General features: G+C 51.3%; 13 protein-coding genes. 9 read left to right on the top strand and 4 right to left on the bottom strand.

Annotated elements, in window-relative coordinates; translation table 11 throughout:
* Positions 1-4,062, bottom strand: coding sequence for a hybrid sensor histidine kinase/response regulator transcription factor (locus FPE01S_RS04660; RefSeq protein ID WP_046367674.1), 4,062 nt, complete (start codon positions 4,060-4,062; stop codon positions 1-3).
* 97 nt (positions 4,063-4,159) lie between these two features.
* Between FPE01S_RS04660 and FPE01S_RS04655 the strand changes: the two genes are divergently transcribed.
* The 4 genes from FPE01S_RS04655 (at position 4,160) to FPE01S_RS04640 (ending at position 12,128) form a co-directional block, all read left to right on the top strand.
* Entirely contained in the window at positions 4,160-5,839 is a 1,680-nt protein-coding gene (locus FPE01S_RS04655) for a GMC oxidoreductase (RefSeq protein ID WP_046367673.1), read from the top strand.
* A 56-nt stretch (positions 5,840-5,895) separates the two neighbouring features.
* Entirely contained in the window at positions 5,896-8,553 is a 2,658-nt protein-coding gene (locus FPE01S_RS04650; RefSeq protein ID WP_046367672.1) for a cation-translocating P-type ATPase, read from the top strand.
* Between the two features lie 67 nt (positions 8,554-8,620).
* Complete coding sequence (locus FPE01S_RS04645; RefSeq protein WP_046367671.1) at positions 8,621-9,637, top strand: zinc-binding alcohol dehydrogenase family protein; 1,017 nt, start codon at positions 8,621-8,623, stop codon at positions 9,635-9,637.
* Between the two features lie 4 nt (positions 9,638-9,641).
* Positions 9,642-12,128, top strand: a complete 2,487-nt coding sequence (locus FPE01S_RS04640) for a glycoside hydrolase family 95 protein (protein ID WP_046367670.1) — start codon at positions 9,642-9,644, stop codon at positions 12,126-12,128.
* A 5-nt stretch (positions 12,129-12,133) separates the two neighbouring features.
* Here FPE01S_RS04640 and FPE01S_RS04635 read toward each other — a convergent pair whose 3' ends face one another.
* Positions 12,134-13,369, bottom strand: coding sequence for an outer membrane protein assembly factor BamB family protein (locus FPE01S_RS04635; protein WP_046367669.1), 1,236 nt, complete (start codon positions 13,367-13,369; stop codon positions 12,134-12,136).
* 95 nt (positions 13,370-13,464) lie between these two features.
* Between FPE01S_RS04635 and FPE01S_RS24630 the strand changes: the two genes are divergently transcribed.
* From FPE01S_RS24630 to FPE01S_RS04610, 5 genes are read left to right on the top strand one after another with little or no spacing between them, the layout of a single operon-like run.
* Positions 13,465-15,054, top strand: a complete 1,590-nt coding sequence (locus FPE01S_RS24630; protein WP_052955512.1) for a serine hydrolase — start codon at positions 13,465-13,467, stop codon at positions 15,052-15,054.
* A 54-nt stretch (positions 15,055-15,108) separates the two neighbouring features.
* Positions 15,109-15,678, top strand: coding sequence for a dihydrofolate reductase family protein (locus FPE01S_RS04625; RefSeq protein ID WP_046367668.1), 570 nt, complete (start codon positions 15,109-15,111; stop codon positions 15,676-15,678).
* Positions 15,679-15,693: 15 nt separating this feature from the next.
* Positions 15,694-16,047, top strand: coding sequence for a YciI family protein (locus FPE01S_RS04620; RefSeq protein WP_046367667.1), 354 nt, complete (start codon positions 15,694-15,696; stop codon positions 16,045-16,047).
* Positions 16,048-16,049: 2 nt separating this feature from the next.
* A complete protein-coding gene (locus FPE01S_RS04615; protein ID WP_046367666.1) occupies positions 16,050-17,285 on the top strand; it encodes an RNA polymerase sigma factor in 1,236 nt (411 codons plus the stop codon).
* A gap of 20 nt (positions 17,286-17,305) precedes the next feature.
* Positions 17,306-17,638 carry a four-helix bundle copper-binding protein gene (locus FPE01S_RS04610; RefSeq protein ID WP_046368662.1) on the top strand — a complete coding sequence of 111 codons (333 nt, stop codon included), beginning with the start codon at positions 17,306-17,308 and terminating at the stop codon, positions 17,636-17,638.
* Positions 17,639-17,655: 17 nt separating this feature from the next.
* Here the strand turns inward: FPE01S_RS04610 and FPE01S_RS04605 are convergent, their stop codons facing one another.
* Both FPE01S_RS04605 and FPE01S_RS04600 read right to left on the bottom strand, forming a co-directional pair.
* Positions 17,656-18,333 (bottom strand): hemerythrin domain-containing protein, encoded by a 678-nt coding sequence (locus tag FPE01S_RS04605; protein ID WP_046367665.1) that lies wholly within the window; start codon positions 18,331-18,333, stop codon positions 17,656-17,658.
* 125 nt (positions 18,334-18,458) lie between these two features.
* Positions 18,459-18,938: a DinB family protein gene (locus tag FPE01S_RS04600; protein ID WP_046367664.1), complete on the bottom strand. Its 480-nt coding sequence runs from the start codon at positions 18,936-18,938 to the stop codon at positions 18,459-18,461.
* Positions 18,939-18,958 lie beyond the last annotated feature (20 nt).

The following is an 18,958-nucleotide window of genomic DNA, read 5'->3' as shown; positions in this document are numbered from 1 at the left end:
CTATTTCTTGATGATATTGTATTCCCGGTTAAAGGAATGGCGGTATCTTCTAATATATTCTGACGGGTTCATGCCGAACAGTTTTACAAACTGTTCCCGGAAATACCGGACGTCTTCGATACCGACCTGGTAGGCGGCCTGGTTAATATTGAGATCCTCTGTGAGCAGGAGGACAGCCGCCCTTCGGAGGCGGATGGAGCGGACAAATGCATTCAGGGACTGCCCGGAGATAGCTTTTACCTTTTCATACAGCCGGCTCCTGCTCATTCCCATGGCTTTGGCGAACCTGGCGATCGTGAATTCTTCCACATCGATGTTTTCTTCTACGACCTGGATACACCGGCGCAGGAACTCCTGGTATTCTGCAGGAACCTTGACAGCCGATTCATGGAGGGTGATGCTGTCAAAAAAGTAACGCTGCAGGAGGGACCTGTTCTTGATAATGGTTTCTGTTTTTGCAACCAGTAGGTTTGCGTCAAATGGTTTCAGTATATAATCATCAGCGCCCCCCTCGATACCCAGCAGCTGGGTTTCCTTCGCCGTTTCACCGGTCAGCAGGATAACAGGTATGTGGGCAAGCTGTGGTGACTTCTTGATAGCGCTGCACAGCTCCACGCCGTTCATCCCGGTCATATTGACATCACTGATCACCAGGTCAGGGATGGTTTGCAGGGCGCTGATCAAACCGGCTTCCCCGCTTTCGGCAGTATAGACTACAAACCGGGTGGAAAACAGCTCCTGGAGGTACTGCAGCAATTCACGGTTGTCGTCCACCAGCAGCAATGTTTTCTTTTCGGTAATGGATTCTTCGGCCACTCGCCCCTTCCCCTGGCTGCTCAAAGCGGCAATACCGGCTTCAATACCAGGTGCGGCCAGTTCTTCAAGCAGACCGCTGCCGGCCAGTTCGTCACCAACGGGGGCTTCTTCGGTTGCCGGTTCCTGGAGCGGTATCAGCAATTCAAAACTGGTTCCTTCGCCTTTCCTGGAAAAACAGCGGATCACACCCTGGTGGGCTTCCACGAATGTCTTGACCAGGTAAAGTCCGATTCCGAATCCCGGTTTCCGGTCTTTTTTCTGTTTGCCTGCCTGGCGGAACTTTTCAAAAATGGTCGCCAGCTCTGCATCAGCGATCCCGCAGCCGCTGTCAGAAATGGTGATGCCCAGGAATCCATCGTCTTCCCTGAGTTCCAGGCTGATCTTTCCCTCGTCGGGGGTAAACTTGAATGCGTTGGATAAGAGGTTAAAGAGAACGATTTCCATTTTTTCACGGTCGAGCAGCAGCACGTGTTTGTCGTGACCGGACAGGTTGTTGAAGGTGTAGGCGATTCCGGCGGTTCGCGCCTGCTGGATAAAGCAATGGTAAACATCCTGGCAAAGTGCCACAATATCAACCGGCGAGCATTGCAGCTTACCCGTACCGCTGTCTGCTTTCCGGAAGAGCAGCAACTGGTCGACGAGACTGATCAGGCGACGGGCATTGCGGTAAACAATATGCAGGTCATCCCGGTTTTTGCCGGATCCCTCAGCATCCAGTAATTTTTTCAGGGGATTGATGATCAGGGATAGCGGCGCGCGGAATTCATGGGAAATATTGGTAAAGAAATCAAGCTTGCGTTCATTGAGCACCTTTTCATTTTCCGTTTCCAGGTGGGCGAGGCGCACTTCGAACCGAAGTCTTTCCTGCCGGCGGGCATATAATAAATAAAGATAGATGGCAGACAGGGAGGCTGCTATATATAAGAGATAGGCCCACCAGCTGCGGTACCAGGGTGGCAGGACCACGATCTGCAGGAGGCTGGTCTCATTGGTCCATTTTCCTTCGGCATCCCGGATCCTGACCCGGAAATTATAGTTCCCTTCCTGCAGCCTTGAATAGCGTGCAGACCGTGCATTGTTGGTATAAGACCAGGTTTTATCCCACCCCTCCAGCTGGTAGGCATAGGTGATCTTATCGCCACCCGAGAAATCCAGCGCGAGAAAGTCGAGTGACAGGGAGGCCTGGCTGAAGGGGACCTCAATGCGGGTGATCTTATCCAGCTCGTGTGCGGTGATCAGGTGCTGCTGTTCCTGGACTGGCCGGTTGTTGATGATGATATTGCTGAGGTAAACCGGGTGTGCTTCCTTGCGGGTAATGATGCTGTCCGGGTTAAAGAGGTTGAACCCGCCGATGCCACCAAAGGCGAGGTCTCCGTTTTTCAAAGCAACCGCTGCATTGAAGCTGAACTGGTTGCTTTGCAGCCCATCCGGCTGTATAAAGTTCCGGAAGGTATTGGTGCGCGGATCAAACCTGCTGAGTCCGTTGAAGCTGCTCAGCCAGAGATAACCTTTGCCATCTTCCAGGATGCGCAGGATAGTATTGCTGGGCAGCCCGTCGGCTGTGGTGAATTGCCGGTATTTTCCTGTTTTGCGGTCAAACTGCAGGAGGCCGTCCGGTTGGGTACCCAACCAGAGCTGGCCATTATGGTCTTCATAGATACAGCGGATCGTCGTTTCAAGGGGAAATACCTGGTGTTGTTTGTTCTCGCGGTCGATCCGGAACAGGGAAGTGTAATTGCCACCCCAGAAATTTCCGGAAGCGTCTTCAAACAGTGACTGGATATTCTGAATGGCCGGATCAAATATTTCAAAGCGATTGTGTTCTACACTGAAAAGGTAGAGGCTGCCGTCGTTGGTGGCACTTGCCCAGATGCGGTGCTGCCGGTCTTCGTAAACGATCCAGGTATTGTTTTCTGCAGCCTGTGTGTATGGATTGAAGCAGACAAATTGTTCAAACCTGCGTGTCTTCCAGTTAAATCGGTTGATCCCTCCCTGCCAGGTAGAGACCCATACATTACCCACCTGGTCTTCCATTACACCTGTAATAAAATTGCTGCTGAGTGTGCTGGTGTTTCCAGGTGCGGCAGTAAATGATTCGGTTTGGTTGCTCTGGCGGTTCCAATAACGGAGGCCGGCACCATCTGTACCGATCCAGAGATTACCGGCGCGGTCCTCACAAAATGCCAGAATGAAATTTTTGATGATGTCCGACTGGTGCCGGACGGGTTCAGACAATAAGGTAAAAGGCCGGTCATACGGTTCCAGTATATTGATGCCGCCCCGAAGGGTACCGACCCACTTGCGGCCTTCCCGGTCTTCATAAATATCATAGATGGCGTTGCTGTTCGTGTAAGGTTCTCCGTTAGCTGAACGCAAGGGGCGCGCTTCAGGTGAACCGGGTTGCAGTTGCCATAGTCCGCCGCCGTCAGAGGCGATCCATAAAATGTTCTGCCGGTCAAACATCAGCTGAACAATCTTGTAGTTTGCAGGAAGGAAATTACCTTCCATGGTATTGTCTGCAACACGATACCGGAATACCCCTTCGTTGGTTGCGATCCACACATTTCCTTCATGGTCCACAGCGAGGTGGCTTGCCTGTCGATGCTGGTTATTGATGAGCAACAGTTTTCCTGCAGCGATATCATACTGACACAGGCCAAACTGGCGCACAAATACCCATACTTTCCGGTGAAGGGTATCTTCTTCGATAGCAGAGATTTCATATTGCCCGTTTTCTGCTGCCGGACCGGGCAACTGGACTCCCGGTTGATCAGGATCTTTGAACAGGATCAACCCGTTTCGTTGGGTACCTGCCAGGATATTTCCATTGTTAAGGGAGCGGATAGAAAATACGCCGTCCTGCAGCAGGTAAGGTTTGGGATTTCCTGTGCTGAAAAACTTTAGCGGTCTGAATTTCCCCAGCAGCGGATCGTATACGCAGGCACCTTTTTGTCCGCCGACCCAGAGATTATGGTGGCGGTCCCCTTCAATGGTATAAACATTATTGTTGATCAGTGAACTGCTGTCCCCGATCTTATTGCGGAAAATGGTAAAGTTATAACCGTCATAGCGGTTGAGGCCATCGTATGTTCCAAACCAGAAGAAGCCGTCATGATCCTGGTAGATGCACACTACGGCATTGTTAGACAACCCCTTGTCGATACCAATGTACCGTACAGGCAGCGTTTGGGCAGCAGCAGTTATCCAGGCCAGGCAAGCAGTTATGAGAATGACAATAATCCTCATGTGGATTGATAAAATCTTGTCGAATTCTAATACAATTCTATAATAATAGTGATTTTTCAGGAGTGATCCCTACATTCATTCTGCAACAAACGATACTATGCCAGATAATCAATATGATGCCATTGTAGTAGGCTCCGGCATCAGTGGTGGATGGGCCGCAAAAGAACTGTGCGAACGCGGTCTGAAAGTGCTGCTGCTGGAACGCGGTGGTCCGCACGAACACATTAAAGATTACAAGACTGCCAATAAAAATCCATGGGAGATGCCACACCGTGGTGCAACAACGGTGCAGCAGCGGAAAGATTACCCGGTGATTCACCGGGGATGGGCAGCGAATGAAGCGGTGATGGATGCCTGGGCAAACGAGATCGAGAATCCTTATACAGAAGTAAAGCCGTTTACATGGTGGAGAAGTTACCGTTTCGGAGGACGTTCCATTTTGTGGGGAAGGCAGAGTTACCGCTGGAGCGAAATGGATTTTGAGGCGAATGCAAAAGATGGCATTGCGATTCCCTGGCCGGTGAACTATAAGGAGATCGCGCCGTGGTATGATCATGTGGAATCCTTTGCCGGGATCAGCGGAGCGCTTGATGGACTGGCGCATCTTCCTGATGGAAAATTCATGCCGCCATTTGACCTGAACTGTGTGGAAAAGGATGTTGCGGCAAGGATCAAAAAGCAATATGGTGACACCCGGCACATGATTGTCGGCAGGGTTGCGAATATTACAAAACCGCTGGAGAACCGGCCGGGTTGCCAGTCGCGCAACCGTTGCTGGGAAGGGTGTCCTTTCGGTGGCTATTTCAGCACGCAGTCTTCTACATTTCCTGCAGCCATGAAAACCGGCAACCTTGTGGTGCGGCCATATTCCCTGGTGATGCGGGTATTGATGGATAATGACAAGAAGAAGGCATCCGGCGTGGAAATCATGGATACCGAAACCAGTAAGACCTATCAGTTCAAATCAAAACTCGTATTCCTCTGCGCATCGGCGCTGAATTCGGCGTGGGTGCTGATGAATTCTGCTACAGACATCTGGCCCGGCGGGCTAGGCAGCAGCAGCGGGGAGCTTGGGCATAACGTAATGGATCACCATTATAACCTGGGTGCGAGCGGAGATATAGAAGGCTATGAAGACCAGTATTATTTTGGCCGTCGTCCGACCGGATTTTATATTCCCCGGTTTGCCAATATCGGCAATGATAAACGCGACTTCCTGAGGGGATATGGTTACCAGGGTTCAGCGAGTCGTACCGGATGGAGTAGGGACGTTGCTGAGCTGAATATTGGTAAGGACCTTAAAGACGGTTTAACTGAAGCAGGTGGCTGGGAAATCGGCGCCACGGGTTTTGGTGAGATATTGCCCTATCATGAGAACCGCATTTTCCTTGACTCAAACGTGAAGGACAAGTGGGGGCTTCCGGTGCTGTCGATGGATGCTGAGCTGAAAGACAATGAGCGGAAGATGCGGAAAGCCATTGTAGATGATCTCAGGGCTATACTGGAAGCAGGCGGTGCGAAAAATGTACGGTCTTACGACGTGGGTCATGCAATGGGTCATGGCATTCATGAAATGGGAACGGCGCGGATGGGTAGCGATCCAAAGAATTCGGTGCTGAACAAATACAACCAGGTGTGGGATGCGAAGAATGTATTTGTAACCGACGGCGCTTTCATGGTTTCATCTGCCTGTCAGAATCCATCGCTCACCTATATGGCGTTTACCGCCCGGGCTGCAGCTCACGCGGTGGATGAACTGAAAAAACAAAATCTCTAGGCACCGGTACTGATTCTTTAACCCGGGCCTAAAAAGGTTTGTGGTATATTAGGTAGATGGAATCAAACTGGCATCTATCCACCGTCGATGAGACATTAAGCACACTTGGCGCAAAGCGCGAAGGCCTTAACGCAGGCGAGGTTCAGCAACGCCTTTCGGAGTATGGCAGGAATTCCATTCCCCAGCCAAAGTCAAAGACATTGATGGGAATTTTTTTGCACCAGTTCCTCGATCCGCTGATCTATGTGCTGATCGGCGCCGCAATTATTTCGGTCGTGACCGGTGATACTACCGATGCCATTTTTATTACCGCTATCATCGTGATCAATGCAATACTGGGCACCTACCAGGAATGGCAGGCAGAGAACAGTGCCCAGGCCCTGCGCAATCTTGTGAAAGTGCGCAGCCGCGTGAAACGTGACAATGGCATCCATGAAGTTGATTCAGAGGAGTTGGTTCCAGGAGATATCGTGCTGCTGGAAAGCGGGGTAAAGGTTCCGGCGGATATCCGGTTGATTGAGTCACACGACCTGACGGTGGAAGAGGCCCTGCTCACCGGCGAGTCAGAAGCTGTGCACAAGCATACAGACAAACTGAATGGCAATGGTAATATCGCACTGGGCGACCGGGTCAACATGGCATTTGCCGCTACGACCGTTCAGAAGGGCAGGGGTGTCGGCGTGATCACAGGAACCGCCGCGCATACAGAGATCGGTCAGATCGCTGATTCACTACGGCAGACATCAGGAGAAAAACCACCGCTTGTTCAGCGCATGGAATCGTTCTCCAAAAAGATCAGCATTATTGTTTTGGTGGTGTGTGTGATCCTGGGTGTGATCGGGTACCTTGAAGGAATGCCGCCTAAGGAAATATTTTTCCTGATGGTGGCAGTTGGCGTTAGTGCCATTCCGGAAGGATTGCCCGTTGCATTGACTGTGGCATTATCCATCGGCACCCGCCGTATGGCGAAACGCAATGTGATCGTTCGCAAGCTGCCGGCCGTGGAAGGCCTCGGCAGCTGTACCATGATCGCATCGGACAAGACAGGTACACTTACCATGGACCAACAGTCTGTAAAGCAACTCTACCTCCCTGACGGACAATATTATGAGGTCAGCGGACAGGGATACAACGGCGATGGACAGATACTTGCAGATGGCCAGCCGGTTACACTGGATGGTCAGCCGGATGCGGAGATGAGTACTTTTCTACTGGCCGCAATTATGGCGAATGAAGGCATACTGCGAAAAACAGGAGATGGTTGGGAACATTCCGGTGATGCCGTGGATGTGGCGCTTCGTGCATTGTCTTACAAAGTGGGTAAGGACCCGAAGTTTTTTAAAGCACAGGCCGAAGTGGTGGAAATAATCCCTTATGAGTCGGAAAGAAAATTCTCGGCAGTGTTCTATAAACGGGAGGGGGGGCAATATTTTGCCATGAAGGGTGCGGTGGAGATCGTACTGGAGAAACTTGGACCAACTGCCAGGGACAAGGTCAATGAAGTAGCAGAAAAAATGGCAGCTGATGGTTACCGGGTGCTGGCCCTTGCCGGTTCGCCGGCCACACAAACGGATCTGAAGCAGTTGCCGGATTTGCAGTTGCTGGGTTTGATCGGCATGATCGATCCGTTGCGGGAGGAAGCTAAGACAGCGGTTAAAAATTGCCGGGATGCGGGAATAGAAGTGGTGATGGTGACTGGCGATCATCCGGCGACGGCACTGTCCATTGCACGTTCACTGGGCCTGGCTGAATCGGCAGAAGAAGTGATCTCAGGAGTGGAATTGTCCTCCATCGATAAGCTTACACCGAAGGAACTGGCGGAAAAGATCAAAGCGAAAAAAGTATTTGCGCGGGTGGCGCCGCTGCAGAAACAGAAGATCGTTGAGGCGATGAAATCGTTGGGGCATTTTGTAGCCGTAACGGGAGACGGTGCCAATGATGCGCCGGCATTGAAGTCGGCACATATTGGGGTGGCAATGGGTTCAGGAACCGATCTTGCAAAGGAGGCCAGCTCGATCATAGTGACCGACAACAATTTTGCCTCAATCGAAGCTGGCGTGGAGGAAGGCCGGTTCACATTTGACAATCTCCGGAAGATCATTTACCTCCTGATCTCCACCGGGGCAGCGGAGTTGCTGACAGTAGCCCTGTCGCTTTTCCTGAATGTTCCCCTGCCATTTATAGCAGTACAATTGCTTTGGCTGAACCTGGTGACTAACGGGATCCAGGATATTGCGCTTGCGTTTGAAAAAGGAGACCCCCAGGTGATGCACAAACCGCCCCGAAAGCCGGACGAAAGTATTTTCGATAAAAGGATGAACAGCCAGATCATCGTATCGGCACTAACCATAGCCGGGGTGGTGTTCGGTGTTTGGCTGTACCTGATGAAACAGCCGGGATTCAATGAGCGTCATGGCCGTACGGTCGTTATGATGCTGATGGTGTTGCTGCAAAATTTTCATGTACTGAATTGCCGGTCTGAGACCAAAAGCCTTTTCCGGATTCCCCTCCGGAACAACTGGGTACTGATACTTGGTATTGTCTGTGCGCAGCTGTTACATGTTTCGGCTGCTTATATTCCCGGTCTGAACAGTACCCTCCAGCTCGAACCGATCCGGATGAGAGAGTGGCTATTGCTGTTGCCTGCTGCTGCTTCCGTGTTGCTGGTGATGGAACTGTACAAGCTGATCATCCATAGAAAGGAAGTGAGTTAAAATCGCACAATATTTTGGTAGTTAATTGTCTGCCTGCTTTCGTTATTCCTGTTAGGTTTACAGAATCATGAAAGCATTAGTCTGCACTGAACCCCTGCGCCTTGAATTTGAACAAAGGCCGGATCCATCTGCTGAACCGGGTCAGGCCATCCTGCGGATCCGCCGGATCGGAGTCTGCGGCACAGACCTGCATGCCTATGATGGCACACAACCCTATTTTTCCTATCCCCGCATACTGGGGCATGAGTTGTCCGCCGATATTGTTGATATCGAACCAGGACGTGGATTTGAGCCGGGCGAGACAGTTACCTTTCTTCCTTATCTGAATTGTGGTCAGTGCGTTGCCTGCCGCAGGGGAAAAAGCAATTGTTGTGTACAGATGCAGGTTATCGGGGTGCATGTGGATGGCGGAATGGCGGAATATATCCGGGTGCCCGTTGACAAACTGGTTAAATCGCGTGGACTTGGTCATGATGCGCTCGCTATGGTGGAGCCACTGGCGATCGGAGCACATGCTGCCCGGATCGCTGCTATTGTTCCCGGTGAGCGGGTACTGGTAGTAGGTGCTGGTCCGATCGGTATGGCCATTATGGAGGCTGCACAACTGCAGGATGGCGAAGTAATTGCGTTGGATACGCAGGCATCGCGACTCGAGATTTGCCGGCGGGATGGCAGGGCTTCATATGTGGTCAATTCATCCAACGGCAACGTCATGGAACATTTGCAGGAAATTACTTCGGGAGAAATGCCTACCGCTGTGTTCGATGCAACAGGTAATCTGCGTGCGATAGAAGCGGGGTTGCAATATGTTGCGCATGGAGGAAGATATGTGCTGGTTGGTTTGCAGAAGGCGCCATTTGCATTCAGCCATCCCGAATTTCACAAACGGGAAACCTGCCTGATGAGCAGCCGCAACGCCACACGCGAAGATTTTGACAATGTAATTGATGCCATAGCATCGGGTAAAACCGAACCACTCACCATGATCACTCACCGTACTGAATTCCGGGACGCGGCTGCGAAATTTCCTTTCTGGCTTGATCCGGTTTCTGGCGTACTGAAAGCAATGATCCATAACGATTGATACCATGAAAATTCTACGTAGTGCTGCAGTGTTCCTGACAGCCATTTTATTTGTTGTTTCCAGCCTGGCACAGGAGTCTTCGCGGCTTTGGTACAGGGAACCCGCAATCCGGTGGACGGAAGCTTTGCCATTGGGTAATGGCAGGATCGGCGCCATGGTGTTCGGTGGTGTAAAAGAAGACAAGATCCAGTTGAATGAAAGTTCGCTGTGGAGCGGTGGCCCATTAAAGACACCAGTCAACCCCGATGCCTACGCGCATCTTGCTGAGTTGCGGAAGATCCTGCTGGAAAAAGAAGATTATGAAGCAGCAGAATCGGTAGCCAAAAAGATGCAGGGCCTGTATACAGAATCCTACATGCCATTCGGGGATCTGAGTATCCGGCAAACTTTGCAGGATACAATTTATACAGCCTACCAGCGTAGTCTTGACCTGGCACAGGCAGTTTACCGGTCAGCATTTTCAGCGGGCGGTATCCAATACACACGGGAATCTTTTATTTCCTTTCCCGACCAGGTAATGGTGATCCGTTTTACCAGTTCAGCGCCCGGAAACCTGCAGTTGTCAATCGGCCTTACAACTCTTTTACATGGTGAAGTTTCCTTCAATGGGAACCAGGAATTGCTGCTTTCGGGAAGGGCGCCTGCACATGTTGACCCCAGCTACTATAATGTCAATAAACAACCGGTGATCTGGGAGGATTCCACAGGTTGTTCCGGGATGCGCTTTGAGGGTCTGTTGAAGGTGTTACCCAGGGGTGGCAGCCTTTCCGTAAAGGACAGCAGGATCGAATATGCCAATGGTAATGAACTTGTATTGCTGTTGTCGCTGGCGACCAGCTACAATGGCTACGACAAATGCCCCTTAACAGATGGCCGGGAAGAGAAAGCACTCGCAAGGAACTGGCTGGACAAAGCTGCAAAGTTGTCTTATGCTGACCTGAAGGCACGTCATATTGCTGATTACAGGAAATATTATGACAAAGTACAGCTTGCCCTTAACCCGGGAAAGCAGGATAAAAATACCCTTGTCAACGCGCAGCTACCGAGCAGCGAGAGATTGAAACAATATAGTACTGGCATTTCCGATCCCGGTCTTGAGACACTTTATTTCAATTACGGCCGTTACCTGCTGATCGCCAGTTCCCGCCCGGGTGGCCTTCCGGCCAACCTGCAGGGGATCTGGAACAATCACCTGCGGGCACCCTGGAGCAGCAACTATACGATCAATATCAATACCCAGATGAATTACTGGCCTGCTGAGACGGCAGGATTGTCTGACATGCATCAGCCCCTGTTTGATCTGATCCGGATTTTGTCAGTCACCGGCCAGGAGACAGCCAAAGAATTTTATGGTGCCGATGGTTGGGTAGCACATCATAATACAGATATCTGGGGTGTTACCAATCCGGTGGGCGATCGTGGACAGGGGGATCCTAAATGGGCCAACTGGCCGCAGGGCGGCAACTGGCTTTGCCGGCATCTCTGGGAGCATTATGCATTTACGCTTGACACTGCGTTTCTCCGGAAAGCATGGCCGGTAATGAAGGGCGCGGGTCGCTTTTCGATGTCGTGGCTGGTGCCAGATAAGGACGGCTGGCTGGTAGTAGCACCTTCCACTTCGCCTGAAAATGAATTTTTGTATGGTGACGGGAAGCGTGCAGGAATTGCCGTAGCCGGTACGATGGATATGTCGATCATCTGGGATCTTTTCACCAACCTGATCGCAGCCGCAGATGTATTGCAGACTGAGCGGCCGTTCCGGGACAGTCTCGTGGCCATGAAAGCGAAACTTTATCCACTGCATATCGGTAAGAAAGGCAACCTGCAGGAATGGTATCGTGACTGGGAAGACGTTGAACCGCATCACCGCCATGTGTCACATCTTTATGGTTTATATCCTGCCACACAAATCGCCCCGGTGACCACTCCCGCTTTCGCAACGGCTGCTCGCAAAACACTTGAGCTTCGCGGTGATGAAGGCACGGGCTGGAGTAAGGCCTGGAAGATCAATTTCTGGGCGAGGTTGCTGGATGGTGATCATGCGTATCAGCTGGTTCGTGACCTTTTAAGGTATACGGATGATTCAGGAACCCGATATGGCGAGGGTGGTGGCACCTATCCGAACTTCTTTGATGCGCATCCGCCCTTCCAGATTGACGGGAATTTTGGTGGCATCGCCGGTATGATGGAGATGCTGCTGCAGGGCAGCGTAGGTGAAATTCACCTGCTTCCCGCGTTACCTGCAGCATGGTCATCCGGAAAAGTGATCGGCCTGCGCGCCAGGGGAAATGCCACGGTGAACATGGAATGGAAAAATGGTGTATTGACAACCGCCAGCATTATCTGCAACAGCACCGGAAAGGTCGTAGTGCGTAGTGCAGTTCCTCTATCCGTGAAGGGAACTGCAATAAAATCGCAAAGGGATGGCAATGATTACCTGGTCACTATCGAGGGCGTCAGCGGGAAAACCTATCTGCTGACTGCGAAGTAGAAATTCTATCTGCGTTCATAACAATAGATGTTGCCGTCTGTGCTGGTTACAATCATCCTGTTGTTAACCAGCAGTGGCGTAGAGAAGATCGCACCCAGCGCATAATACATCCGCAGGAAACCATCGTCACCCGTCACGATCTGCTGGATATCGCTTCGATAAGCGTCGTCTTCATTGAAGTACCGGAGATGGTTTGCCGCATATCCGCGACTGTCTGTTTTCCACAGGACGGTGCCATCCTTCCGGGAGAGGGCATAGAGGCGTCCCATCAGTGTAGGTACATAGAGGATAGCATCGCTGAAAGCAGGAGCTGCGAAGATGTTGAAACGCAGGTCTGCTTTCCAGTGTACGCGACCATCATTGGGATCAAGTGCAAACAGTGCGCGGTCATCGGAAGTGCCCACATATACAACAGCGTCTTTCAGTACGGGAGTGGTCATCGCCCAACCTGCGGAAAACTGCCGGTTCCAGCCAGGCAGGCCGTCTTTTGCCTTTCGTGCATACAGGTTATAGTCGCGCCCTGCTACATACACCATTTCATTTGCGACCAAAGCGGTTCCCTGCATTTCACCTTTCGGAAACCAGCGTTGCCCGATTGATTTGAATTTCCAGGCGAGTGCACCGTCTGTTTGGTGTAGTGCGTAGAAATAGCCATCGAATGAACCGATATAGATCAGGCCGTTTGCTGTCACAGGACTGGCATGAACCACATCACCCGTCTGGAACGCCCAACGTTGCTTGCCATCTTTCCGGTTCACTGCATAAACCCGCCCATCGCCGCTTCCGAAAATGACCTTGTCGCCTAGCAGTAGTGGTGTGGACAGGAAATAATCTGCAAATGCGTAAGGGGAATATTTGTGATCACCGGAAGCCGTAAACTTCCAGAATAGGTTCCCGTTTTGCCGGCTGATGCAATGAAGCTGGCCATTACCACTTACCAGGAAAACGGAATCATTGCTGATCACGGCTGCCGACCGGATGTCTCCACCCGCAGCGTATGTCCATTGTTTATGCCCATTGGTAAGTTCAATCGCATACAACAGGCTGTCGCAGCTTCCCACATAGAGGGTACCCTGGTTTTCCACGGCAGGCGCATACACGGCACCCCGGGTGCTGAACGTCCAGCGAAGATCGGGGGGCTCCGTGAAATCGGCAATGGACGGGCCTGGAACCTGTTGTGCAGGGCAGGCCCGGAGACCAGCCAGCATCAGGATCATGAAGGTTGCGTACAGCGATTTCATGACATAACGATACTTACGAAAAATCCGGTTTCAAAATTTATTTCACCACCGGTATAAAAACCGGAAATGCGGTAAATTGAAGGAAAGACATCCGCATGAAAGGGAAAATGATTGTGTTGGTTATAATGTTCATCAGTGTACTGCCGCAACGTGGGCGGACCCAGCTGTCTGAAATGCGGCTGAATGCAGCGATGAAGGCGAAGCAGGTACCGGGATTGTCTATGGCGGTCATCCGGAAAGGAAAGGCCGACACCCTGTTCGCGTTGGGTGTACGCAGCCTGGATACGCGTGAGGCGGTTACTGATGAAACGATCTTTGATGCAGCTTCCCTTAGTAAAACAGTTTTTGCCTATGCCGTTCTGCAACTGGTGAGTTCGGGAAAACTTGACCTAGATAAACCATTGTATCAGTATGCCTCCTATCCGGACCTTGAACACGATAAGCGGTATCAGCAGATCACGGCAAGGCTGGTGTTAAGTCATACCAGCGGGCTGCCCAACTGGCGGCGCGGCCCCCGGCTGGAGTTTATGTATGATCCTGGCAAGCAGTTCCAGTATTCCGGTGAAGGATTTGTGTTCCTCTCGAAGGTAGTGGAGAAGATAACGGGAATGCGCATCAATGACTGGATGCAGCAGATGGTATTCCAGCCGCTGGGGATGACCCACAGCAGTTATCGTGATACGGCATTTCTGCATAATGATTTTGCATGGTCACATGAAGATGTCGGGATTACCCGCCAGAAGAATTTTCCTTCGGAGCCGAATGTTGCCTACAGCCTGCAAACAACGGCGGCGGACTATGCGAAGTTTGTCATAGCGTTTATGGAAGGGAAAGGCATCAACAAAAAAGTTCGTGAGCAGATGTTTCGACCGCAGAACAATTCGGCTATGGATCCGAAAAATAGCCGGCTCTCCTGGGCATTGGGGGTAGGGGTGGAATCTGAGCCGCAGGGCGCCGGTAACTGGCAATGGGGGGACAACGGCACCTACAAAGCATTGCTCCTGTTTTACCCGGACAAAAAAGAGGGGCTGGTTTATTTTACCAACAGTTACAATGGGCTTGCGCTTGCTCCCGAGATATTGGACATGGTATTTCCGGGTCCTCATGATGCACTGACCTGGCTGGAAATCGATCCGTTTTCCATTCCGAATGAGACGCTGCTGATGCGGGCCTATACCATGCCCTGGAACACCGCTGTGCAACCATGGGTCATTGCCGCAACCGGTCTTCCCGATACAATGGTATTAAATGAAAAACGGTTGTGCAACCTGGGCGATCGCCTGCTGGAGTTGCAAAGACCATCCTCCGCACGCGACCTGTATGCGATGGCTGCAAAATTATATCCGAAATCAATTGCTGTTGAAAAAGGATATCGCAGGGCAATGACCGATCTCGGCTTTATTAAGGATACCTTCCCCCTTTCAAAGGGACCGGTAATGTTTGAGCTGGCGGGAGTGCCCTATGCGCGCAGGGTAAACCTGGTAGGCACATTTAATAACTGGGATGACAGCAAGCATCCGATGCTATGGTCTAATGGCCGGTGGATGACCCAGCTGGACCTTCTGCCCGGATCTTACGAATACAAGTTTGTAGTGGATGGAGTCTGGCTGACTGACCCGGTTAACCCGAAGGTGAGCTCCGGCAGGTATATCAATTCCATCCGCGAATGGCCTGAAAAAAAATAGGCAGGGATTTGTCCGGTTTTTGAACCCCTGTTGGTTATAGCTAAAATAACGACCATGGGACAACTTAACAGCTTCCAGTTTATTACGCTGAACGGATTTTACCAGGACGCCGATCATACCACTTCCTGGCACGGGCACGGTGATCCTGAAGAGACTGAATTTGCCGGAAAAAATGCCGGCGGTGGTAATGTATTGCTATTCGGAAGGATAACCTTTGACATGATGGCCTCCTTCTGGCCCGGTGAACAGGCGAGAACAATGATGCCGGAAGTGGCTGCAGGCATGAACCAGTCAGAGAAAATTGTGTTTTCTACCACGCTCCGGCAAACCAATTGGGAAAACACCCGGATTGTATCCGGTGACCTGATTCCTTTCGTGCGGAATTTTAAGAAAGAATCTTCCAAAGACATGACCCTACTCGGCAGCGGACAACTCCTGCGGCAGCTTGCCGGAGCGGGACTGGTCGATTCCTTTCAATTGATGATTGATCCGGTAGTGCTCGGACGGGGAACAACGCTGTTTGGCGGCATGGAGGGGAACGTTTCTCTTGAACTGGAATCCCACCGTGTATTCCGTTCAGGAAGGGTATTGCTGAACTACCGCAACCGAAATCTTGTTCAATAACCATAAAACCATTGTATGGAAGAGTACCTGATCCTGATGCGGCTTGATCTCCTGACCAGGGAGGCGCAGCCATCCCCGGAACAATTACAGGAGTATATGAAGACCTATCAGCAGTGGGTAGCCGGTATTCAGGCCCGGCAGCGCTTCCGGGGAGGCAAGGGATTGTCTACTGAGGGGCGTGTGATCCGCCATCGCAGCGAGGTGACTGATGGTCCGTTTGTGGAAATCAAGGAGTCTCTGGCCGGCTTTATTACAGTTGCCGCTGATAGCTGGGAGGAGGCACTGGAGATGGCGTCTCAATGCCCCATACTGGATGGAGACGGCAATTCCGTGGAATTGCGTAAAGTGGTAACTGTTCCTCAATCCTGATTATGTCAGCTGAAACCATTGTGCCCCATTTGTTCCGGTCGGAATACAAAAAGATCATTGCCGTACTCTGCCGCAATTTTGGATGGGATCAGCTGGATCAGGCGGAAGATATTGCCAGTGAAACTTTTTTGACTGCGGCACAGGTGTGGGCACTGAAAGGGCCGCCGCCGGAACCAGTCGCCTGGCTGTATACCGTAGCAAAAAACAAAGCGAGAACTTTTCTGAAAAGGCAACAGGTGTACCAGCAGAAGGTGGTACCTGCACTGCAGCATGACGAAGCACCACAAACGGAGATCGACCTTTCAGCAGATGGTATCCGTGACAGCCAGTTGCGAATGATATTCGCTGTCTGTCACCCATCACTACCTATGGAATCACAGGTGGCGCTTGCGTTGCGAATCCTGTGTGGTTTCAGCATTTCAGAAATTGCCATGGCCTTCATGACCAATACTGAGACCATCAGCAAACGTTTATACCGCGCACGGGAGAAGCTCAGGGTGATGCAGGTATTGCCGGAAGTTCCATCACCTGAGGCCCTGCCAGACCGGCTTGAGGCAGTGCTGCAAACTATTTATCTCCTTTTCAATGAAGGATATTATTCTTCGTGCAACAACCAGCTGCTCCAAAAAGATATCTGTTATGAAGCGATGCAGCTTTGCTCGCAGTTGCTGGAATACAGCGTTACAGCGGTACCACCGGCACAGGCATTGATGGCGTTGATGTGTTTTCATGCTTCCCGATTTGACGCAAGGCTGGCGGGTGACGACCTGGTACTCTACGGAGATCAGGATACCAGCCGATGGAACCAGGAATTTATCCGCAAGGGAGTATTTTTTCTTCACCATTCTGCCCGGGGTGAACAGTTGTCGCGCTACCATCTTGAAGCAGGTATTGCCTGGTGGCATACCCGGCCGGGTGATTCCCCTGAGAAATGGCAGGAGATCCTTCAGCGCTATACGATGCTCCTGGAATTATCCTATTCGCCACTGGTTGATCTCAACCGGATTTATGCCTTGGCCAAAGTTTCAGGAGCAAAAGCGGGCATTACTGCGGCGCGGGAATGGATTGCCGGAGCAGATTATCCACCCGAGGTGCTTCGTTATTATCACCTGTTGCTGGGAACATTATTTCTGGAGTCTGATACGGCAACGGCAGCGGAACATCTGGCCATCGCCACGTCGCTTGCCGGCACAGGCACAGAGCGGTCATTTCTTACCCGGCGGTATGGTTTTTTATGAGGTATTCCCAAAGTAATGTTATGACTACGCATTCGCACACGGGGCTGCTGAAGGCACTGAACAACTGTGCAGCCGCCTGTCATTTTTGCGCTGTTTCCTGCCTCGATGAGCCAGCTGTTGCCAACCTGGTTGCCTGTATAAAAACGGATCTGGATTGCGCTGCGATCTGCCTGGCTGCGCATGGATTTGTTTCGCGTATATCGCCCCATGCACCACATGTGTTAAGGGAATGCGCGGAGATCTGTGCATTATGTGCCGCGGAATGTGAGAAGCATGCCGCACACATGGATCATTGCCGTTTATGTGCAGAAGCCTGCAGGGCCTGCGAAGAGGCCTGCAGGCAGGCTGCCTGAGTAAATTATCACGCGGCTTAATACAAGGCGTGGACTGGTTCCGCCGGTTGCAGCAGGTATCGGAATTTGCCCGGCACCTGCGCTACAGCTTTTTTTCGGAACTGGTGAAACGCTTCGGCGGGCAGCTGCTGTTCCAGTTTCTGCATCAACATGCTGATCTCTGCAGCATTGCATCCCCTGAGCATCCATAACAATCCGTTCTCTCTTGAGGCCGGTTCGATCATTTTGCTGATCTGTTCATTTACCGCCATGATCTCCTCGTCCGAATAATATTGCCAAAGTACCCGGTTGAAAGTTGTTTCCTCCTTGTTCATGTGATCAAGATTGAACGCTACGAAGGCATGGAATGCGTACTGAATTGCGTTGGCATGGATCGATTTCTCCAGGGGATTGCCCGGCTTCTGAATCGCTTCAATATGCTCCAGCAATGCCTCCGTGAGTATTTTATCCTGCTGGTGTTCCCCTTCCAGCTCCTGCTGCAGGTGCCTGTCTTTACCTGCAATCAGGGGCAATACATAGTTGTCTTCAATGTAGGCGTGGTGTTCAAATGCATTCAGTACCTGTTGCAGCTTACTGATTAGTTGCCGAACATCTTCGGGCTTATTCCAGTCTGCCTGCTGCAATTCCAGGTCAACATCAAACAACATGGCACGAAGCGCTTTGTGGATCAATCCGAAAGCATTAAATCTTTTCATAAATAAGGAGGTTTATTAGCTGCAAGCTGCAATGAAACCCGGTCAATATCATGTCAATACGGGTCAATTGCAACAGGGCAATCACCAATCGTCGAATGAAGGGGATGGGTTGCAGCGCGGCCTGTTCAGGAGCGGTCCCAGAATGGCGGTGGTGTGATGCCGAGTGCCCGGAGGTAAACATATCCCTGTCCGCGGTGATGCACTTCATTGTCGATAAAGTAAAACAGGGTCCAGTAAACAGGGCCTTCATATTGTCCGAAGGCGACATCCCTTTCCTGCATCCGGCCGGCGGGAACGGTTGGCCATACCTGGTTGATGTGTTCTGTCGCTTCATCCCAGGCTTTCAGCAAAGCTTCCTTGCCGGTTATTTTTTCTGCCCGGTCGCCATAGCTGCCCCAGGTACGGGTAGCGATACCTGTTATACCCGGATGGCTCATGTCCAGCATTTCCACGGCCAGTTCTCCAAAAGGACGCATTCCTCCTACGGAAAAGCTGAACAGGTCTTTTTCGGGAAAGGCTTCAATTACCTTTCTTGTCAGTGAGCGGTGGCCCTGCCAGTGTTTCAGGAGCTGATCTGCGTAGATAACGGGTTCTTTGTTTTCCATTGCTTTAATTTTTATCAAAG

The organism is Flavihumibacter petaseus NBRC 106054, from assembly GCF_000974785.1.
Classification (GTDB): domain Bacteria; phylum Bacteroidota; class Bacteroidia; order Chitinophagales; family Chitinophagaceae; genus Flavihumibacter; species Flavihumibacter petaseus.
This window is presented reverse-complemented; position numbering and strand designations above follow the sequence as displayed.